The sequence below is a fragment of the Bacillus sp. JJ664 genome (assembly GCF_036962205.1).
In the GTDB taxonomy this organism is placed as follows: Bacteria; Bacillota; Bacilli; order Bacillales; family Bacillaceae_G; genus Gottfriedia.
The window spans coordinates 758-22784 of record NZ_JBALMS010000015.1; the positions used below are offsets into that span (position 1 = coordinate 758).

Sequence of the window (22027 nt, forward strand, 5' to 3'; positions counted from 1 at the left end):
TTTTTTCTTTTTTCATTTTGGGCGGCTTTTTCTTGGCATGCTTTTTCTTTTTCACATCATCTAAGACGATTACTTTTTTCCCTAACCCGTCAGGTGTAGGAAGTACCCATTGAAATTCTGTTTTTTCTTCTACTTTTTCATGAGGATTCACAACATCTTCTTCATATTCTTTTTCCTCTCCGTTTATTTTAATCGATATTTTTGAGGACTTGTCCATTTGAATCCTCCTAATATTTTATTTTATAACGTAACAGAATACTAACATACAAAATCAAAAAAACTAGCCGACATTTGTCGAGAACAATGATGTATCGCTCAACAAATTTCGCTTAAACTTTTATAAAAAAAAAGAAACTGTCTCTCATGAGAAGCAGTTTCTACTTACTATATAATGCTACTTTATTTCTTCCAGCATTTTTTGCATCTGAATACATCGCACGATCCGCACAACGAATTAAATCAGTTGGCTCACTCGCAACATTCGGCGCAATTGCAGCACCGATACTTGCTGTTATCGTTAATTTTATTTTTTGATTTTCATTTTTCATATGATCAGTTACTTGAAAAGGAATATTCTCTAGGCTTGTCCTAATTTCTTCAGCGATTAAGAATGTTTCGTTCTCATCATAATTAACAAGTAGTACAGAAAATTCTTCGCCACCAAAACGAGCAACAATTCCTTTTTTTTGGACTATACTTTTAATTCTTTGTGCAACCTCATATAAAACTTCATTTCCAGCTTGATGCCCATAATGATCATTTACTCTTTTAAAATGATCTAAATCCATTAATAACAAAGATATAGATTTGATTTCAAAAGTCTTTAAACGGACAAATTCGCTTTTGATCAATGCTTCTAGATATTGAAAATTATATAACCCAGTCAAAGAATCTGTTTCACTTTTCATTTTTGTTTCTAAATAAAAACGCGCATTTTCAATTGCAATTGCAAGGTATAATGCTAGGATTTCAACCATCACAACTTGATATCGTTTGTAAGCATTTTTTTGTTCAGAAGCAAGCGTTAGCACACCAATCACTTGCTTATTTTTAATAATGGGGATTGAAAGTAAACTTTCTGCATTAATATATTTCTTATGGTCATTTGTGAACCATTGTGATCTTCGGTTAAAAATAAATTCTTTTTTCTCAGAGAACACTTTTTCAGTTATAGACCCTTCAAATGAATGATTGATGTTGGGTTTACTAGAATCTTTTTCTTCAGCATTTTGAAAAAAACGTTTTAATTTTAATTGATCATCATTCATTAAATATAACGTTCCATAAGTTACTGGAATTAGATTTGTTAATTGATCGAAAAACTCATCTATAACATTATCTTCTTCCATTCTTTGCGTCATTTTTTGGCTAATATTCATCGTTTGTTTTAAATATTTATTCATATTTAAAGCTGATGATAAAGAATTAAGTATGATCATTAAAATAATATAATAAATTGCGATATAAAATAATGTTAAATAACCTTTTGTGTCTAACATTAAATATAAGCTGATACCAATAGGGTACATTAGTAAGCTGATGAAAAGATCCCATCTAAACTCTCGATTAAACATTTTCGCATCTTTTTTAAATAACTTTACGGTGATTATATATAAAATGAGTTGATTGATCCAAAAAGATACTAATGTATAAATCAATAGTGGAACTAAATTATTAATCATTTCGGTTGTTCCACTAAAACCAATTGTTCCACCAAATAGTTTATAAAATATCGCACTTCCAACGGAACATATAGCAAACATTAAGGAATTAAGAGGCATTCGATATAATGTTTTCCTTGTGAGACTTAATCTTATATATAGAAATGCATATCCCATTTGGGTTATTAGTAATTCTGCAAAGAGTCCATACTTTAAAAAAACTAATATTGAAATACCTAATATAAATGAAAAAGTAGCATCATTTATTTGTATTGGCATATTTGCAACTACTAAAAATAAGCAAAAGATGATAAAAAAGCTAGCTTTTTCTATTTGACCAAGAGGACTAACCACGTGAGCATAATAAAAAATGATTGGCATTAGGACTGCCCAAGAAATCCAAATTAGTCTATTATTATGCTTACTAATCATGATTAGTTTACCCTCCTTACGAATTTTTCTAATAGTGTTTATTCACTAAATATTTTCTCACATCTGAGATAAAATATAAAGAACCAGTTAGTAATAAAATCCCATTTTTTTGAATTTTTTTAACATTTTTCTCAATTGCTTCGTTAAAATTTATTTCATAGTCTACATTTAATGTTTCCGCGGTATGAATTAATTCTTCATGTGACATTGCTCTGGGAAAATCAAAAGTTGTTATGATGATATTCTTTGTTATATTTTGTAGTAATTGCACCATTTCAATTACATCTTTATCTTTTAGAGCAGAAAAAACAATTGTAATGTCATGTTGATTGAAATGAGAATTGATCGATTGAACAAGACTTTGTATTCCTTCTATATTATGGGCACCATCAATTATTATCATCGGTTCTGCAGAAATTTTTTCTAGTCTACCTTCCCTAAATGCTTTTTTCAGACCTAACTTTAAATTATTTTCAGTTACTTGAAAACCGTATGTATCAGTTAGTAATTCTATTGCCATAATTGCGCATGACGCATTCCTAATTTGATGTTGACCAAGCATTGAAATTTCTATTTGTTCAAATTTGTTTTGTTGACTAACAAAGTTAAAGCGTTCAAAATCCAGACCTTTCATATCGATTGCTTTAAACTGTTTATCAAATTCATAGAGTGTTGACTCATTCTTTATCGCCATTTTTTGAATAATGTTAAGAGCTTCCTCTTTTAATTCAGCCGTAATCGTTGGAATACCTTTTTTAATAATTCCAGCTTTTTGTACAGTAATCTCCTCTATTGTATCGCCAAGAATTTGATGATGGTCATGTCCAATGCTCGTAATGATACTAATTAGTGGTGTTATGACATTCGTACAATCCTCTAGTCCACCTAAACCTACTTCTACTAGAAACATATCATGTTCTTGGACTTCGCCAAAATAGTAAAATGCCATAGTGGTCAGAATTTCAAATTCCGTTGGTGCACCACATGGAAGTTTCTCTACTTCTTCTACGATTGGTTTCATTTTATTTACTAACATAGTAAAGTCTTCTTTTCCAATCATTTTGCCACAGAACATAATTTGTTCTCTATAATCAATGATATAAGGGGAAGTAAAGGCTCCGACTTTATAGCCAGCCTCTAATAGAATGCTTTGAAGGTAAGATATTGTTGAACCTTTTCCATTAGTACCTGCAACATGAATAGCTTTTATATGATGATGTGGTTGATCCAATCGAAGTAACATCTCTTCCATTCTCTGTAAACCTGGTACAATTCCAAATTTTGTTCGGTTTAACATCCAATTTAATGCTTCATTATAAGTGCTTACCATTTTCAAATCACCCTTTTCGTAAAAAACGACGAATAAGATAGCTCTCTATTCGTCGTCTTGTTACTTTTCTCTATATTATTTACTTAATTCAGCAATACGTAATGTAACTGCAGCTTGTTTTTCTAAATAATCTTTTTCTTTGCGACGTTCTTCCTCAATTACTGATTCTGGCGCTTTCGCTACGAAACCTTGATTACTTAGTTTCTTTTGAACGCGTTCAACTTCACTCGTCCATTTTTCTAATTCTTTTTCTAAACGTTTTTTCTCTTCGTCTAAATTAATTAATCCCTCAAGTGGTAAATAAATTTCTGCTCCGCTTATTACTGCAGACATACATTTTTCTGGTGCAGTTAGGTTCGTTGAAATTGTTAATTCTTCAGGATTACAGAAACGTTCGATATAAGAACGATTTTCTTCTAAAGAAACTGCAATTGCTTCATCTTTCGCAGCGATCATCAGTTGTACCTTTTTACTCATTGGCGTATTCACTTCTGCACGAATGTTACGAACTGAGCGAATTAATTCAACTAACATTTTCATTGTTTCAGATGCTTTTTTATTTGTTAAATCAGCATTTACAGTCGGCCAAGCTGAAACTGTAATTGACTCACCCTTATGAGGAAGTGATTGCCAAATTTCTTCAGTTACAAACGGCATAAACGGATGTAAAAGCTTCATTGTACTTTCTAAAACATATGCTAAAACAGAACGAGTCATATTTTTTGCATCTTCATTTTCACCGTATAAAGGAATCTTAGCCATTTCAATATACCAATCACAAACATCATCCCAGATGAAATTGTAAAGTACACGACCAACTTCACCAAATTCGTAACGATCAATTAATGAAGTTACACTTTCAATTGTTTCATTTAATCGAGTTAGAATCCATTCATCAGCAACAGATTTTTCCTTCGTTAAATCAATTTGATCATATGTGAATCCTTCCATATTCATTAACGCAAATCGAGAAGCATTCCAAATTTTATTCACAAAGTTCCAAGTAGCTTCAACTTTTTCTATACTGAAACGTAAATCTTGACCAGGTGCACTACCTGTTGTTAAGAAGTAGCGTAGTGAATCCGCTCCATATTTCTCAATAACATCCATTGGGTCAACACCGTTACCAAGTGATTTACTCATTTTGCGACCTTGTTCATCTCTTACTAAACCGTGGATTAGTACATCATTAAAAGGGCGCTTACCTGTAAACTCGATTCCTTGGAAAATCATACGAGATACCCAGAAGAAAATAATATCATACCCAGTTACTAGTACGTTTGTAGGGAAGTATGCTTGGAAATCCTTACTTTCTTCATTTGGCCAACCTAATGTTGAAAATGGCCATAATGCTGAACTAAACCAAGTGTCTAATACATCATTATCTTGATTCCAATTTTCAAGATCAGCTGGTGGCTCCTGATTTACATAGATTTCGCCTGTTTCTTTATGATACCAAGCTGGAATACGATGTCCCCACCATAATTGACGAGAAATACACCAGTCACGAATGTTTTCCATCCAACGAAGATACGTTTTTTCAAAACGATCCGGTACAAATTTTACACTATCATCAGAGTTTTGTAATGCAACTGCAGCATCAGCTAAAGGTTGCATTTTAACAAACCATTGAGTAGATAAATATGGCTCTACTACCGCTCCACTTCGTTCGCTATGTCCTACAGAATGCATGTGCTCTTCAATTTCTACAAGTACGCCCATCTCCTGTAAATCTTTAACGATTTGTTTACGACATTCAAAGCGATCCATACCATTGTATTTTCCAGCTTTTTCGTTCATCGTACCATCTTCATTCATTACTAGAATTCGTGGTAAATCATGACGGTTACCTACTTCAAAATCATTTGGATCATGAGCAGGTGTAATTTTTACTACCCCTGTACCAAATTCCATATCAACATAATCGTCTGCAATAATTGGAATCTCGCGGTTAACGATTGGTAGCATTACAGTCTTTCCAATCATTGCTTGATATCTTTCGTCTTCAGGATGGACTGCAATTGCAGTATCACCTAACATTGTTTCCGGACGTGTTGTTGCAATTTGAATCTTTCCAGATCCATCTGTTAAAGGATATTGCATATGATAGAATGCACCTTGAACATCTTTGTAAATAACTTCGATATCAGATAAAGCTGTTTTTGTCGCAGGATCCCAGTTAATGATATATTCTCCGCGATAAATTAAACCCTTTTTATAAAGCTTTACGAATACTTCTTTTACAGCATCAGAAAGGCCTTCATCTAACGTAAAACGTTCACGCGAATAGTCTAACCCTAGACCAATTTTCTCCCATTGAGAACGAATGTGAGAAGCATATTCTTCTTTCCATTCCCAAGCTTTTTCTAAGAACTTTTCACGTCCTAAATCGTATCTTGTTAAACCTTCTTCACGTAGTTTACCTTCTACCTTAGCTTGCGTAGCGATTCCAGCGTGATCCATTCCTGGTAGATACAATACATCATAACCTTGCATACGTTTAGCACGAGTTAAGATATCTTGTAATGTAGTATCCCAAGCATGACCTAAATGTAATTTTCCAGTTACGTTAGGCGGCGGAATTACGATTGTATATTTTGGTTTCTCCGATTCTACTTGTGCTTCAAAAAACTTTCCATCTAACCAAAATTGGTAACGATCTTTTTCAACTAAACTTGGATCATATTTTGTTGGTAATGATTGTTGTTTTGTTTCCATGATTACATCTCCTCTTTGATATTTGAAAAATAAAAAACTCCATTCATCCTAGAAAAGGACGAATGGAGTTTGATTCGCGGTACCACCTTTTTTTGTCAGAAAAACAGAAAAAATTAAAAACATTTCTGACACACTTAAAAAGATAACGGATCATCCGGAAACTTCTAGTCGCATAAAGCTTTCAAAGTCACTGCTCAAGGGCGACATTCCAACTCTTTTTTCTAGAAACCTCCCACCAAATGGTTTCCTCTCTGAAGAACTAGTTTGTTGTACTCTTCCCTATCAACGCATTTTAATATGAATATATTTTATAGTCTACAAAATTTTCGTAACTTTAGTCAACAGTATTTCTATTTTCTTTCTAGAATATTCTTATTATGTCAATATTGTACCATCATTTTTAATGGATAAATTAAATAAGCAAAGGAATTGTAATGAATTTTTAACATTCACATATACTAGTACTTATTTAAATATGCGATAATTGTATAATATCTAGATATAATGTTTGAGGGGGATTACCATGGGTTTATTTAAAAATACATTAGCTCGTGTTCTTGGAATTGGAGGAACGAGAATTGATACAAAGCTTGAAAAAACTGAATACCAAGCAGGCGAACGCGTAAAAGGTGAGTTACATATAAAAGGTGGAAAAGTGAAACAAGAACTTGAATCTGTTTTCTTACACGTAATGACTGATTATGAAGTTGAGACGAATGATAAAACTTACCACCAAAATGGTACATTACAAAAAGTAATTGTATCTGTTGATCGAGTAATCAATGCGAACGAAGAAGTAGTCATTCCTTTCTTCTTTACTCTTTCAGAGAATACACCAGTATCACTACACAAATCTCATATATGGATTAAAACTCATTTAGAAATTGATAAAGCAGTTGATCAATATGATGCGGATGGCATTCAAGTTGTTCCTTCAATTGGATTAAAAACGGTTATCCAAGCACTTCAAGAGGAAGGGTTTGTCTTAAGAGAAAGTGAAAACAAGAAAAAGTTTGGTAAAATTATTCAAGAATTTGAATTTTATCCTATGAATGGTGAATTTAGAGGTAAATTAGACGAATTAGAAGTTAATTACTTAAGCTTCGATAAAACTGTAGACATCGTTCTTCAAGTGGATCGTAAAACAAAAGGAACAGGATTATTTTCTGATTCATTAGGGACAGATGAAATAAATGTAAGAATTTCATTTTCGAAAGACCAAATTACAGATAAACAATTTGTTCGTAGTAGTCTAATGAATGCAGTTAAAAGATACTGTAAATAAAAAGCAGTCTATAAAATGTCATTAGAATGAATGATAGAAACTAAGCTGGTAGTCTTAATTGGACAACCAGCTTAGTTTTTTTTAAGATTCTAGTGGAACGATTATAATTCATCTAATATTGTAACTAGATGTACTCAATCTACTATCACTTTCGCTGCCTCAATATCCTCCTGGATTTTTGATATAAAAAATTCAATATTATTCATATGCCAATAGGAATGTAATAACTCTTTTACTCGATCCTTTTCATTTAAATTTCCAGTCCGTTTTGTATAGGATGTTATTTTTGCTGCAGTTTGAACTGGATACGCCATATAACTCATAAATAATAGTTTCTCTTCCTCTCTTAATGAAAAGTTCTTTTCATACATTTTCAACCAATTATTTCGATCTGGTTGTTGAATCGGATAGGTTTTAAATGAATTCTTATAGTAATTCGATAAATCTTGGATTGGTGTCGTTTCTTGAGCATTTTCTAAGTTAATAAATATTCCCTCACCTCTTTCGTTTACTAGGAAGTGTGAAATTGAAAGACTACCATGATTCATCACAATTCTTGTATTTTCTGTTTCCTTCATTTTTTTAAACCATTCTCCTAATTGATCACTAGCAAATTGATGCGCACTTAATATTTTATGAAAATAAGTACAATAACTTAATTCATATGGTGACATATACCAATTACCTTCTGCTGCTTCTATAAAATTCTCTAACACTTCTTTTTCTTTACTCCATCTCTTACTTAATGTATCGTAATGATTTTGCAATTGGTCTTTATCAACTTTCTTTTCTTTTTGTGTCCGGTTATGCATCTTCCCTAATGATGTAAACATCCTTTGAAAGTGTAAATTTTCATCAGATCTTGAATCAACATTTTCAATCCATGGCATTAGATAATAATGCTTTGTGTTATATTCAACAACATAGTCGCCATTTTGGGTGTGATAAATTGGAACGACATTGCGAAAACCTCGATCTTGTAAGGAACGTACATTTTCAACTAAATTATTTCGATAGATTCTACCCGGATTTGCTTCTTTTAAAGCAAATACCCCTTGATTCGTGTAAACTTTCACTACTTTTCCAACAGTTTCAAAGTAATTTGGTATTATATGATATTGTGCTAAAATGACGCTTATTTCATCTTTAGGTTTAGTATACAATGTGCGTCACTCTCACTTTCTAAATGAGTAAAAGCCTTGTATTAGTAGACAAGTATCTAAACTAATACAAAGCTCATACTATATTATTATTGTTTTATAGCTGTAACAGGAATGTATATAATTTGACCCTCTGATAAAAATTCATCATTTAAATTGTTCACTCTATTTAGCTGTTGTGTTTGCAAATTATATTTTTTGGCAACCGTTTCAATCGTGTCACCATTTTGTGCTAAATATAGCTTCATTTTTGTATATGACTCTTCTTTACCTTCCCCAGTGAATAAACTTGAGAGCAGATTGTCAGATTTCACACTTCTAGCCTCTTTAGCTTCTTCTTGTGCATTAGTAGCCTCGTTAGGAGCCTCTCCTGAGACTTCATTTAAAGCTTCACCTGCTACTTGAGCTTGATAATATTCTGCATAGTATGGTGGAGTTTGACGAACATCATTTGCATTCAGATTTGCCGGATTATCCTGCGTATATGGATTTTGATATTGAGGTTGCTGGTTATAAGTAAAAGGCGCTTGTTGATATTGATTATTCGCAAAAGGCTGGTAGCTTTGCTCAACTGCACGTCTATACTGTTCTTCATAGCTTTGAATGTCATTTTGTACATTAAAAGGATTATGTTGCTGCGGATTGTATGCATTATACGAATTGTTTTGTTGTGCAGCAAAATCATTATTTAGAAAACTTGGTTTTTGAACTACTTCATTATTTAAAAGGCTTGGTTGCTGAGTCGTAAAATCATTATTTAGAAAACTTGGTTTTTGAGCTACTTCATTATTTAAAAAGCTTTGTTGCTGAGTCGTAAATTCATTATTTAAAAAGCTTTGTCTTGGATTCACTTCATTATTCAGATAGCTTGGTTGAAGAGTAAATTCACTAGTAGCTTCATTTTGTTTAGCTTCGAATACATTGTGTTCGCTTGTTTCTTGATATACTACTTGATCTTCATTGCTTTCCTGGCTAGAAAAATTGACTTCTTCATTTTCATAGCTTTCTTCTAATGCACCATATACATCTTCATTCTCATAGCTCACTTCAACTTCTCTATATACTTCCTCATAATGCTCCTCAGATTGCTCCTCAGATTGTTCCTCTGCATTTTCAACCACTTGCGTTTCAAACGTAATGGTTTCCTCTTGTTGCTCTGCTTGATAAGCCTCTTGATAAGCCTCTTGATCATCTCGGTTTTCTACTGTTTCAGTTGCCTGATTTTGGAAAACCTCAAGGTATGTTGGTTGTCTTGGAAATGTTGGATCTTTATCCTGTTGATTGTCATCTTCCAACGACTGTATCCAATCACTACCATATAAATCTTCCTTATCATTTACTTCAGTTGATACAGGTTGTTGGTTAAAAAATTGGAATTGTTCTTCAAACTCTCTATCTTCTTGCTGCTCTTCTGCTTCAGCTTCATTACTACTTCGATAGTCATTACTATACTGATAATGATTATACTGGTTTTGTTCTCTCTGCTCCTGATAATACTCGACAGCACGATTATCATGCAGTCCAGAAATACATAAATCAGCAGCAATTTGTATGCAGCCTCTTTCAGTTAACTGATAATCAAATGTCTCAACTGAAACGCAAAGATTTTCTAAATCAGTAATTCGCGTTAAAGGAATTGAAATATCTACTGGAAATTGATGATGTAATTCACAACTTCCATCTTCAAGCGATCTTACGTCCTCTACTAGTCTTGAAGGTGCTAATTCTCTTAAAGAGAAGTAATCACCTTGCGTCACCTGATCCGGCGTATAATTACCTTCTAAGGTTAAGACACCCTTCACTTGAACATATTCATCGAATTGCTGTATAGTAATGTCTGGATTTAGCGAGAGTGACCTTACCTCTTTAACTTCCTGTCCTTTTTGGAACCAGACAGTTTCTTTCAATGAAAAACGAATATTTGTTTGATTTTCTGAAGACACGTTAATGTCCTCCTCTCATCGTCCATTTTGGTCTATGACAATACATCTTTATGAGAGGAAAGAAAAAATTATGAAAAAAAGATTCATATTTTGTACAAAAAATAAATCTTTAAGTTCTTATATTAAAATGCTTCAAAGCCAATCTTTTCTTTTCAATTTAATTTTTTATACTTTAAATGTAACTAATTTTTATATAAATGATCTTTCTTCATTGAAAGATCATTGCTGCAAAACCCATAAAAAATCCCATACATTTACATTGTATGGGATTTTTTTATATTAATTATTTAATTGAGAAAATGCATATTCTGCAGCTGCAATCGTTTTTTGAATATCCTCATCAGTATGTGATGTAGATAAGAACAATCCTTCAAATTGTGAAGGTGGTAAGAACACACCTTGTTCAGCCATTAGTTGATAATATTTTGCAAACATTTCTAAATTAGATGACTTTGCAGCTTCATAATTTTCAACTTTTTCATCTGTAAAGAAGAATCCAACCATTGAACCTGCGCGGTTAATACAATGTGGAATATTGTATTTTTCAGCAGCAGCTTTGTAACCAGCTTCTAATAAATCTGCTTTACGATTAAATTCATGATAATCTTCTTCAGTTAATTGACTTAATGTTTCAAAACCTGCTGTCATTGCTAGTGGGTTCCCTGAAAGTGTACCTGCTTGATAAATTGGGCCACTTGGCGCAATTTGATTCATAATTTCAGCTTTACCGCCATATGCACCAACAGGTAATCCACCACCAATTACTTTACCTAAGCAAGTAATATCAGGTGTCACACCAAAATGACCTTGTGCACAGTTGTATCCTACACGGAAACCAGTCATAACTTCATCAAAAATTAATAATGTACCATATTGCGTTGTCATTTCACGTAGACCTTCTAAAAAGCCTTCAACCGGTGGTACTACTCCCATATTTCCTGCGACAGGTTCTACAATAATTGCCGCTAAATCATCTCCAAATTGTTCAAATGCATAACGAACACTTTCAAGATCATTGTAAGGTACAGTAATTGTATTAGCTGCCACACCAGCTGGCACTCCAGGACTATCTGGTAATCCAAGTGTTGCAACACCTGAACCAGCTTTAATTAGTAATGAATCACCATGTCCGTGATAGCATCCTTCAAACTTTAAAATTTTATTACGTCCAGTGAATCCACGTGCTAAACGTAATGCACTCATTGTCGCTTCCGTACCTGAGTTTACCATTCGAACAACCTCAATTGAAGGTACTCGATCAATAACAAGCTTCGCAAGTTCTGTTTCTTTTAAAGTAGGTGCACCAAAGCTAGTACCTGTTTCAGCTGTACGTTTTAATCCTTCAACTACTCTCTCATTAGAATGACCCAAAATTAGTGGTCCCCATGAAAGTACATAGTCAATATATTCATTACCATCAATATCATAAATCTTAGAGCCTTTTCCGTGGCTCATGAAAATTGGAGACATATTTACACTTTTAAATGCACGTACTGGACTGTTTACGCCACCTGGAAGAACTTGTTTTGCTTCTTCAAAAGCTTCAATAGATTTGTTATAAGATCTCATTTTCGATTACTTCCCTTCAGACATCCATCTGCAAGCATCTTTTGCATGGTATGTCATAATCATATCTGCACCTGCACGTTTCATACTAATTAGTTTTTCCATTACAATCTTTTCTTCTTCAACCCAACCATTTAATGCAGCTGCTTTCACCATTGCATATTCGCCACTTACATTATAAGCAACAATTGGTTGGTGATAATGATTACGAATATCACGAATGATATCTAAATAAGACAGAGCTGGTTTAATAATTAAAAAGTCTGCGCCTTCAACTGTATCAGATTCTGCTTCACGGAACGCTTCTAAACGATTAGCCGGATCCATTTGGTATGCTTTACGATCACCTTGTCCTGGTGCACTTTGAGCTGCTTCACGGAATGGTCCATAAAATGCAGATGCATATTTTACTGCATAAGACATAATTGGAGTATTTTCAAATCCTGCCTCATCTAAAGCATGACGGATCGTCGCAACAAATCCATCCATCATATTTGAAGGAGCAATAATATCTGCACCAGCTTTTGCTTGGCTAACTGCAGTTTTTGCTAAAAGTATTAAAGACTCGTCATTGTTAACAGATCCGTCCTCTAAAACGCCACAATGTCCATGATCTGTATATTCACATAAACATGTATCAGCAATTACAACCATTTCAGGATATTGTTCTTTAGTTTGTGTAATCGCTCTTTGTACAATACCAGTAGCACAGTAAGCTTCAGAACCTACCGCATCCTTTACATCAGGAATACCAAAGAAAATGACAGAACGAATACCTAAAGATGCGATTTCGTCCATTTCCTTCTTTAATTCATCTAACGAAAATTGGAATACACCTGGCATTGAATTAATAGGATTTTTTATTCCTTGGCCTTCAACGACAAACAGTGGATAAATAAAGTCTTCTTTATGTAAATGTGTCTCTCTCACCATTGAGCGTAATGCTGGTGTTTTTCGTAAACGACGATGGCGATCAAATGGAATTGAATAATTCATTATTTTTCTCCTTCTTTACAAAGAATGACGTTATTTTGAAACGTCTTCTGCTATTTTTTGGATTAATGAGTCAATCGTAAATTTACTAGGAACTAAAATATGTTTAAACCCTCTTTGACTCGCTTCTAAAGCAGTAACATCTCCAATACATGCAATACTTACGTGCTCTAATTCTATTAAGTCAATCGTTTCGTCTATTAAAAAACAAAATTGTTTTACACTAAACGGGTTTAAAAATGTAATGACATCTACCTTTTTCTGTAAAAGTAACGAAATAAGGTCATCTCTCACATTTGTATTTGGAATCGTTTCATATACAGTTAATAAAGTAACAAGATGTCCATTCTTACCTAGTATTGTTGGAACAGTTTCACTAGCTAGTGACCCACGGATAAATAAAAATTTTGATTCATCCCCTACGATTGAACTTAACTCAGTTGCTAATGTTTTTCCAGTAAATTGACTTGGCATAAAAGTAACTTGAATGCCATGCTCTTCTAGGATTTTTTTAGTTTTCTCTCCTACAGCGCCAATTTTTTTATGATTTACTAACTCTATCAATTCTTTTGTACTATTTTGCACAAAGTAAATGACAGCGTTAACACTAGTAAACAATAGCCAGTCTGTTTCTTCTACTAATTTATAAAGCTTTTTGGGTAGAACTTCAATCTGTACAACTTTTTGAAGTGGTACATTGATTGGACAACCACCAAACTGCTGAATTAATTGATTTAATTCAGCTGCTTGATGTTCTGCCCTAGTTACCAGGATGTTCATTCCATTTAAGGAATTATTCATCCGCTGCCTCTTTTACAGAATCAATGATTTCTTTTGCACCACGTTTAATTAATAGATTTGCAGCCTCTTCCCCAATTTCTATTGGGTTTGTTCCGACTACAGTTTCTTTTAAAATGGTAGTTCCATCTGGTTTTGCAACTAATGCAGTTAATGATATTTCATTCTGTTCATTCATTGTCGCAAATCCTGCTATTGGAACCTGACAGCCACCTTCCATTTTATGAAGGAATGCACGCTCAGCTTCAACAGTTGTATATGTTAAATCATCATTTAATCTATTTAATAGTTCACGTATTTCACTATCATTTTCACGACATTCAATTGCTAGTGATCCTTGTCCAACTGCTGGGACACAGATCGTTTCATCAATATATTCATTAATACTTTCTTCAGCCCAACCCATTCTAGTTAGACCTGCAGCTGCTAAAATAATAGCATCATATTCATTATCTCTTAATTTTTGAATACGTGTATCAATGTTTCCACGAATCCATTTGATTTCTAAGTCTGGTCTTACTGCTTTAATTTGTGCACTTCTTCTTAAGCTACTAGTGCCAACAATTGAACCAGGTGCAAGATCCATCAAGCCTTTTCCACTATTTGATAAAAGTGCATCCCTTGGATCGACACGTTTCGGTGTACAACCAATCATTAACCCTTCAGGTAAAATAGCTGGCATATCTTTCATACTATGTACAGCCAAATCGATTTCGTTCGTTAGCATTGCGTGCTCTATTTCTTTTACAAATAAACCTTTTCCGCCAACCTTAGAAAGTGTAACATCAAGAATCACATCACCTTTTGTGACAATCTCTTTCAGTTCGAATTCATAATCTGGCGCTACTTCTTTTAGTTTTTCTACAAACCATTTTGTTTGTGTTAAAGCTAACTTACTTCTTCTTGTACCAACAACTATTTTACGCATAGTTTACAGCTCCTTACGTACTCCATAAATGAAACGATGAATATAGATTTGAAACAACATAATTTCCGAACAATACTAAAAAGCAACATATGTTAAATAGGCAAAGAGATTTACCATATAAACGGTTGCTTACTTTTAAATAAATAAATGTACTAAACATAATTAATACAAAAAACGAACCGAGTACCTTCATGTCATACCAAACAAATGAGTGTAATCTAAGACTCGCCCAAATCACACCTAGAAACAGGGACGTAAACATTAGGGGGACGCCAAATAGATTAAATGTATTAACCATTTTTTCCAACTTACCTAAACTGCCTAATTTCTTTAAGTGATTAGACCACTTTTTCTTTTTTAATAAAAAGTATTGGAAAATGTACATCACTGAGAAAATAAACGATAGCGTAAATGCACCATACGCTAAAAAAGCAAGTCCAATATGAACATACAGTAACTCCGATTTTAACTGATCAACAAGAGTAGCTGTTTTACCAGCCTTCGGAATTAAAATGGACAATGAAAATACTAAAAATGAAACAACATTCGTAAAGAATACTAAATAATCAAGCTTAACAAGCCAGTTAATAATCATTGATAAAGAAACGATGATCCAAACATATACATATAAACCTTCTCTAGATGTAATGAAGGAAAATAAACTATATTGACTGACTGAGTAAATCATTAATACAGTAGAAAATCCCCAAACAATTGCTAACAAATAAAAGGCAACTCTACTGGCCAGTCTATTTGTATCAATAAAATCGATAAACGAAAAAACAATACTCCATGCAAACAATAGGATGATCAGGTGGTAGACAAAACTACTTTCCAATAGCTCCACTATACATTCCTACAAATATCCTAATTCTTGTTTTACACGTAACGTATCTTTTTCTTTTGCAGTTTGCATGTGTTTTTCTTCATTCGATTCATTCAATAATTCATCTAATTTAAAGATTTCTTTAAATAAAGCAATTTGTGCTTCCGATTGTTTAGATGAGCCCATCTCTTTCGCTTTCATAATAGGATCACGTAATAACTGATTTACGATACTCTTCGTATGCTTTTGAATGACTTTTAAATCTCTGTCAGATAAGTGTGGAAGTTTACGCTCTAAACTCGTCATCGTATCTGATTGAATATCAAGTGCTTTTTCACGTAAAGCTGAAATAACTGGTACAACACCTAATAGAGATAACCATGATTGGAAATTATCAATTTCCTCTGTAATAGATTGTTTAATTTTTACTGCTTCTTTTTCACGTTCAGCTAGATTCTCAGCTACAATTCCTTGTAGATCATCGATATCATATAAAAATGCACTGCTGATATTGTGAATAGAAGGTTCAATATCTCGTGGTACCGCAATATCTACTAAAAATAATGGTTTACCTTTACGAGCTTTTTCAATTCGTTGAATCATCTTTTCAGTTATGACATATTCTTTCGAACCAGTTGAACTGATCACAATGTCCGCTTCTTTTAAAGAGTCCTCTAAAGATTCTAGACCTTTACCTACTCCATTAAATTGAGATGCAAGCTTAACTGCATTTTCAGTTGTACGATTAATCACTGTAACTTTGCCAACGCCTTGTGAATAAAGGTTTTGCAAAGCAAGATTACTCATTTTACCTGCTCCAACAATTAAAACATTACATCCTTTTAGATTACTAAATATTTTCTTTGAAAGTTCTACTGCTGCATAGCTAACTGATACTGCATTTTCACCGATTCCAGTTTCAGAGTGAACTTTTTTTGCAAATGTAATTGCTTGCTTAAATAATTGATTAAAAATCGTGCCAATCACATGATCTTCTTGTGCAAGTAAGTAACTATCTTTTACTTGTCCTAGAATTTGTGTTTCACCGATTACCATTGAATCTAATCCACTTGAAACAGTAAACAAATGCTCAATCGCTTCATTACCTGTTTTAATTATTAAATATGGAGACAATTCTTCATCTTTTAAACCGAATTTTTGTAAAAGAAATCTCTTCATGTAATATTGTCCAGTGTGAATTTGATCAACGACTGCATAAATTTCTGTACGATTACAAGTTGACACGATAATGTTCTCTAAAATGCTTTTCTCATTTTTTAACGAACACATTGCTTCAGCTAGTTCACTAGGTGCAAACGCTACTTTTTCACGTACTTCAATCGGGGCAGTTTTATAATTAAGTCCGATTGTAATAATGTGCATTCCCTTTAAGCCCCCCTATTTATCTTAAGAATGACGATTTATCTATATCAATTAGGTAAAATATGATAACTATGTTCTACCTCAATATGCTATCATAAATGTTGTAATTTGTAGAATGATTAATCTTGAACTTTTTATGAATTATATACAAATTATACACAATTTCTATTATACAATAATTTTTAAATAAAAGTGATTACAAAAAATGTTAAACAGGAGTTGCTATGAAAAAAAATCGTTTATTTATTGGAATCCTATTAATCGGCTTTGGAATGTATTACTTTATTTCGAAATGGCAGATCCCATCTCTAAACATATTTACATACTGGACGACGCCAATCTTAATTACAGGAATAGCACTTTTAGTTCAAGCTTTTAAAGGTAAAGAAACACATTATGTATTCCCTGGATTTATCGTTCTTGGATTTGGCATTCACTTTTATGCGATTTCACATATTGACTCATGGCCAAATCATTGGTCTGTACTAACACTCATCATATCCATTGGCATGCTATTTCAATCTCAAAGAGGTAAAGGAGACCTTCTTCCAGGAATTCTATTATTTATTATGTCTTTATTTTTCCTTTTTAATGAAAAGCTTACAACAATGCTTAGCTCACTTCAGTCACAAGTTACATATTTCCAGCAATATTGGCCAGTATTGATTGCTTTGATTGGTTTATACCTTCTATTTTCAAAAAAATAAACATAACGTTACTTAGAAGGATTTAACACACTTTATAGAGGGAGGACTGTCATTGCTATACTTCCTTACATTATGGAAAAAATTTGTTTCTTTTAATTATGTATCAATTTTAATTCTATCTATACTAATTGTCTCATTTGGGACGATTACTATACATATTTTAGAACCTGAGACATTTCCGACTTTATTTGATGGCTTATGGTGGACAATGACAACATTAACAACTGTTGGTTATGGTGATTTTTTTCCTAAGACCATAGCAGGAAGATGTTTAGGAATGTTCTTATTTATATTCGGAGTAGGTATTATCGGTTTGCTAGTTTCAAAAACTGTCGATTCCTTTTCAAAGTACCATCGGTTGAAGTTGGAGGGAAAAATTATGTATAAAGAAAATCATCATTATATTTATATCGGTTGGTCAAAAAAAACAAAAGATGCTATTGAAGAGTTATTTGATTCCTCTCCGACAGCAAAAGTTGTCCTAATCGAAAATTTAGATACATCACCTTTTGACCATCCACAAGTTCATTTTATACAAGGCGACCCATCAATAGAAAATACATTATTAAACGCAAATATTTTCGGCGCGAAAAGAGTATGTATTTTTGCAGATTCATTAATTGAAGATAGTGTGCTAAAAGATGGTAAAACATTACTGATTGCTTCAGCTGTTGAGTCATTATCTAAAACACATCAAAAGCCGATTCATACAATAGTTGAAATTTCAAAAGAAAGTCATATTGTTAATTTTAAGCATGTAAATGTTGATGATTTCGTTTTATCTTATGAATCCGTTTCAAGATTAATAGCAAAAACGACTTTACATCCTGGTACATCTACAATATTTAGACATCTATTAAACACTAAATTTGATGGTAGTAATATTCATGTAATTGCACCGTTAAAAGAGTGGATCACATATGAAGATGCATATTTAGAATTATTTAAAAAAGGCGCATCCTTATTAGCAGTAAATGAACAACTAAATATTCCAAAGTTCAAGAACTTACCTTTACAATCAACTGACCGATTATATATTTATTGTGAAGAACATATGCTAAAGACGATTCAATAAAAAATTAATAACTTATACTCATCTCAAGTTTAGAATAAAAAAAGAAGCTAGTAGACAAATTCATGCTACTAGCTTCTTTTTTATTTACAAAGTCGATCAATAATAGACCAAGCTTTTTCTTTTCCCATACCAGTCTCTGAAGAAAATAAAACTAATTCATCGCCTGCTTCGATTTGCATTGTTTCTCTAACAACTTTCGCATGTTTATCCCATTTACCTTTAGGGATTTTATCTGCTTTTGTTGCAACGATAATAACAGGGATTTGAAAATGTTTTAGAAAATCATACATCATTACATCATCTTTTGTTGGTGAATGACGTAAATCAACTAAAAGCACCACTGCTTTTAACTGATCACGAGAAGTGATATATGTTTCAATCATTTTCCCCCATGCTTCACGCTCTGTTTTAGAAACTTTCGCATATCCATAACCAGGAACGTCCACATAAAATAACTTTTCGTTGATTAAGAAAAAATTCAATGTTTGTGTCTTTCCAGGTTTTGAAGATGTACGGGCTAACGCTTTACGGTTTAACATTTTATTAATAAACGATGATTTCCCTACATTCGATCGGCCCGCCAATGCGATTTCGGGAAACTGTGTATCTGGATACTGATTAGGGCGAACTGCACTAATCACAATATCCGCTGATGTTACTTTCATTTTTTCACTCCTACTATAGCATGCACTAATACCTCATCTAAATGGGAAACAGGGATAACAGTTAATCCTTCTTTAACCAAAGGTGGTACATCCTCTAAATCTTTTTCGTTTTCTTTTGGAATTATAACTGTTGTTAATCCAGCACGATGAGCACTTAGCATTTTTTCCTTCAATCCACCAATTGGTAAAACTCGACCACGTAATGTGATTTCGCCAGTCATTCCAACCTCTTTACGAATTGGTTTATTTGTTAGTGCAGAAATTAATGCAGTTGCCATCGTAATACCAGCTGAAGGACCATCCTTTGGAACAGCACCTTCTGGAACATGGATATGAATATCTAATTTCTCATAGAAATCAGGATCAATGCCCAGTCCTTCTGCTTTTGAGCGTATATAGCTAAATGCAGCTTGTGCAGACTCCTTCATTACATCCCCAAGCTTACCAGTTAAAGTTAGCTTGCCCTTACCAGGATATAGTGATACTTCAATAGAAAGCGTGTCTCCACCAAATGCAGTATATGCTAAACCAGTTGCAACACCAATTTGGTCTTCACTTTCCATTTGACCGTATGAAAAAGTTTTCTTACCTAAAAACTCTTCAATATTTTTATCAGTAAAAATTATTTTTTGTTTCTCATTTGAAACAATTAATTTTGCTGCTTTTCGGCATAGTGTAGCAAGTACTCGCTCTAATGATCGTACTCCTGCTTCACGTGTATAATGACGGATAATTGCACTTAATGCACTCTCACGAATTTGAACAGTCGATTTATTTAATCCATGTTCAGCTAATTTTTTAGGGAATAAATGCTTTTTCGCAATATTAATCTTTTCAAGCTCAGTATAACCAGAAAGAGTTATAATTTCCATTCTATCACGTAACGGTCCCGGAATTGTAGATAAATCGTTAGCTGTTGCTACAAACAACACTCGTGAAAGATCAAAAGGCTCTTCAATATAATGATCACTGAAAGAATTGTTCTGCTCAGGATCAAGAACCTCTAGCATTGCCGAAGATGGATCTCCTCTAAAATCACTAGACATTTTATCAATCTCATCAAGTAAGAAAACAGGATTATTAGAACCAGCTTTCTTGATTCCTTGAATAATACGACCTGGCATTGCTCCAATATACGTTCTTCTATGGCCTCTAATTTCTGATTCGTCACGAACGCCACCTAAAGATACGCGTACGAATTTACGTGATAATGCATTCGCAATTGAACGAGCTAAAGAAGTTTTACCAACGCCCGGAGGTCCTGCCAAACATAAAATTGGACCGCGTAATGAATTTGTTAACTGTTGAACAGCTAAATATTCTAAAATTCGTTCCTTAACTTTTTCAAGTCCCTCATGTTCATTATTTAGGATCTTTTCAGAACGATGAATATCTAATGTATCCTCTGTTCCAAGTGACCATGGAAGTGACACCATCCAATCTAAATACGTTCGAACAACACCTGCTTCTGCAGCATTTGGAGGAAGTTTTTCATATCTAGCTAGTTCTTTTAAAACTAACTCTTTTGTTGTTTCAGGCATCTCAGCTTCTTCTATTTTAGTTAAGAATTTATCTACTTCTTCTGTTTTACCTTCACGATCACCAAGTTCACGTTGAATCACTTTTAATTGCTCTCTTAAGAAATACTCTTTTTGAGTTTTATCGATACTTTTCTTAACTTGTTGACCAATTTTCTCTTCTAATTTAAGTAATTCTTTTTCATCTTGAAGAAAATTCAAGATACTATGTATTCTTTCAGTCACATCAGTAGTTGCTAATATTTTTTGCTTTTCTTCTTCCTTCAAAGGAATAGCATCGATCATCGCATCAGCTAACTTACCAGGCTGATCCTGTTTCACAATCGTTGCGATTGTTTCAGGTAAAATACGTTTTGATAATTTACTGTACTGCTTAAAATGTTGTAACAGAGTTCTCATTAAAGCTCGAAGCTCTTTCGAATCATCTTGTGCATCTGGATATTCTTCTACCTTTGCAGAAAGGAACTCATTTTGATCAATAATTGATTTAATCTTTCCTCTGTGTAACCCCTCAACTGTGATACGAACTGTACCATTTGGCAGAGTAATCTTTTGTGTTAACTTTGCTAATGTACCAAATTGATACAACTCTTCTAGCTTAGGGTTTTCTGTATCTGCATCTATTTGCGTAACCACAAAAATTAAATGATCTAAATCATTAGCTTCTTGTATGGCTTTTATTGACTTCGTTCTTCCTACATCGAGATGTGCAATTGTCGCAGGAAATACACTAATTCCTCTTAAAGGTAGGAGGGGTACAACTTTTTCTTTTGTAACTTTCATTTCGTTACACCTCCATATATTTCATTCTATTTAGTTATTTTACCTTAACATCCATATCATTTACAATGAAATGAATTTGTATTTTTAGAAATGTGGAAGCGACTCGTTCTGACCCGACAAGCATAAGGCAAAGTCTGGTGAAGGTTGCTTTTTAACCTTTACATGACTTTGACTTATGACCCCGAGGGGCAAGTCGCTGGAACTAGACATCAAGAAAAGTTGAAGGTGTTGGGTCA

Annotated in this window: 16 protein-coding genes, 1 pseudogene and 1 other annotated feature; of the genes and pseudogenes, 3 read left to right on the plus strand and 14 right to left on the minus strand. The window is 33.3% G+C overall.

The annotated features are described in order from the left end of the window. The 4 genes and pseudogenes from V7056_RS02515 to V7056_RS02530 all read right to left on the minus strand — a co-directional run. Positions 1 to 217, minus strand: a pseudogene (locus tag V7056_RS02515) (hypothetical protein); the annotation flags it as partial. Between the two features lie 160 nt (positions 218 to 377). Further along, entirely contained in the window at positions 378 to 2093 is a 1716-nt protein-coding gene (locus V7056_RS02520) for a sensor domain-containing diguanylate cyclase (protein WP_499698977.1), read from the minus strand. Between the two features lie 28 nt (positions 2094 to 2121). Further along, a complete protein-coding gene (locus tag V7056_RS02525; RefSeq protein WP_499698979.1) occupies positions 2122 to 3423 on the minus strand; it encodes a bifunctional folylpolyglutamate synthase/dihydrofolate synthase in 1302 nt (433 codons plus the stop codon). A 75-nt stretch (positions 3424 to 3498) separates the two neighbouring features. Beyond that, positions 3499 to 6141, minus strand: a complete 2643-nt coding sequence (locus V7056_RS02530) for a valine--tRNA ligase (RefSeq protein ID WP_499698980.1) — start codon at positions 6139 to 6141, stop codon at positions 3499 to 3501. A 51-nt stretch (positions 6142 to 6192) separates the two neighbouring features. After that, positions 6193 to 6436, minus strand: a binding site (T-box leader). Positions 6437 to 6664: 228 nt separating this feature from the next. Here V7056_RS02530 and V7056_RS02535 point away from each other — a divergent pair. Continuing rightward, positions 6665 to 7426: a sporulation protein gene (locus V7056_RS02535; protein WP_499698982.1), complete on the plus strand. Its 762-nt coding sequence runs from the start codon at positions 6665 to 6667 to the stop codon at positions 7424 to 7426. A 134-nt stretch (positions 7427 to 7560) separates the two neighbouring features. Here V7056_RS02535 and ysxE read toward each other — a convergent pair whose 3' ends face one another. The 8 genes from ysxE to hemA form a co-directional block, all read right to left on the minus strand. Beyond that, positions 7561 to 8589: a spore coat protein YsxE gene (gene ysxE / locus V7056_RS02540; RefSeq protein WP_499698984.1), complete on the minus strand. Its 1029-nt coding sequence runs from the start codon at positions 8587 to 8589 to the stop codon at positions 7561 to 7563. A gap of 86 nt (positions 8590 to 8675) precedes the next feature. Beyond that, positions 8676 to 10529: a LysM peptidoglycan-binding domain-containing protein gene (locus tag V7056_RS02545; protein ID WP_499698985.1), complete on the minus strand. Its 1854-nt coding sequence runs from the start codon at positions 10527 to 10529 to the stop codon at positions 8676 to 8678. Positions 10530 to 10808: 279 nt separating this feature from the next. After that, positions 10809 to 12098: a glutamate-1-semialdehyde 2,1-aminomutase gene (gene hemL, locus V7056_RS02550; RefSeq protein WP_499698987.1), complete on the minus strand. Its 1290-nt coding sequence runs from the start codon at positions 12096 to 12098 to the stop codon at positions 10809 to 10811. A gap of 6 nt (positions 12099 to 12104) precedes the next feature. Next, a complete protein-coding gene (gene hemB / locus V7056_RS02555; protein WP_499698989.1) occupies positions 12105 to 13091 on the minus strand; it encodes a porphobilinogen synthase in 987 nt (328 codons plus the stop codon). 30 nt (positions 13092 to 13121) lie between these two features. Further along, on the minus strand, positions 13122 to 13889 hold the full coding sequence (locus V7056_RS02560) for a uroporphyrinogen-III synthase (protein ID WP_499698991.1): 768 nt from the start codon (positions 13887 to 13889) through the stop codon (positions 13122 to 13124). Further along, positions 13882 to 14814 carry a hydroxymethylbilane synthase gene (gene hemC / locus V7056_RS02565; protein ID WP_499698992.1) on the minus strand — a complete coding sequence of 311 codons (933 nt, stop codon included), beginning with the start codon at positions 14812 to 14814 and terminating at the stop codon, positions 13882 to 13884. The genes V7056_RS02560 and hemC overlap by 8 nt, the downstream gene beginning before the upstream one ends. A 13-nt stretch (positions 14815 to 14827) precedes the next feature. Then, complete coding sequence (gene ccsA / locus V7056_RS02570; RefSeq protein ID WP_499698994.1) at positions 14828 to 15661, minus strand: cytochrome c biogenesis protein CcsA; 834 nt, start codon at positions 15659 to 15661, stop codon at positions 14828 to 14830. A 9-nt stretch (positions 15662 to 15670) separates the two neighbouring features. Continuing rightward, positions 15671 to 17023, minus strand: a complete 1353-nt coding sequence (hemA, locus tag V7056_RS02575) for a glutamyl-tRNA reductase (RefSeq protein ID WP_499698996.1) — start codon at positions 17021 to 17023, stop codon at positions 15671 to 15673. 224 nt (positions 17024 to 17247) lie between these two features. Here hemA and V7056_RS02580 point away from each other — a divergent pair, with 224 nt between their 5' ends. Both V7056_RS02580 and V7056_RS02585 read left to right on the plus strand, forming a co-directional pair. Next, the gene (locus V7056_RS02580) at positions 17248 to 17730 is read left to right on the plus strand and encodes a LiaF transmembrane domain-containing protein (protein ID WP_499698997.1); all 483 of its coding nucleotides are present in this window, start codon (positions 17248 to 17250) and stop codon (positions 17728 to 17730) included. A gap of 52 nt (positions 17731 to 17782) precedes the next feature. Continuing rightward, on the plus strand, positions 17783 to 18805 hold the full coding sequence (locus V7056_RS02585; protein ID WP_499698999.1) for an ion channel: 1023 nt from the start codon (positions 17783 to 17785) through the stop codon (positions 18803 to 18805). 80 nt (positions 18806 to 18885) lie between these two features. On the opposite strand, the gene yihA is transcribed toward V7056_RS02585, so the two are convergent. After that, positions 18886 to 19470: a ribosome biogenesis GTP-binding protein YihA/YsxC gene (gene yihA / locus V7056_RS02590; RefSeq protein ID WP_499699001.1), complete on the minus strand. Its 585-nt coding sequence runs from the start codon at positions 19468 to 19470 to the stop codon at positions 18886 to 18888. After that, positions 19467 to 21791: an endopeptidase La gene (gene lon / locus V7056_RS02595; protein WP_499699003.1), complete on the minus strand. Its 2325-nt coding sequence runs from the start codon at positions 21789 to 21791 to the stop codon at positions 19467 to 19469. The genes yihA and lon overlap by 4 nt, the downstream gene beginning before the upstream one ends. Between the last annotated feature and the right edge of the window lie 236 nt (positions 21792 to 22027).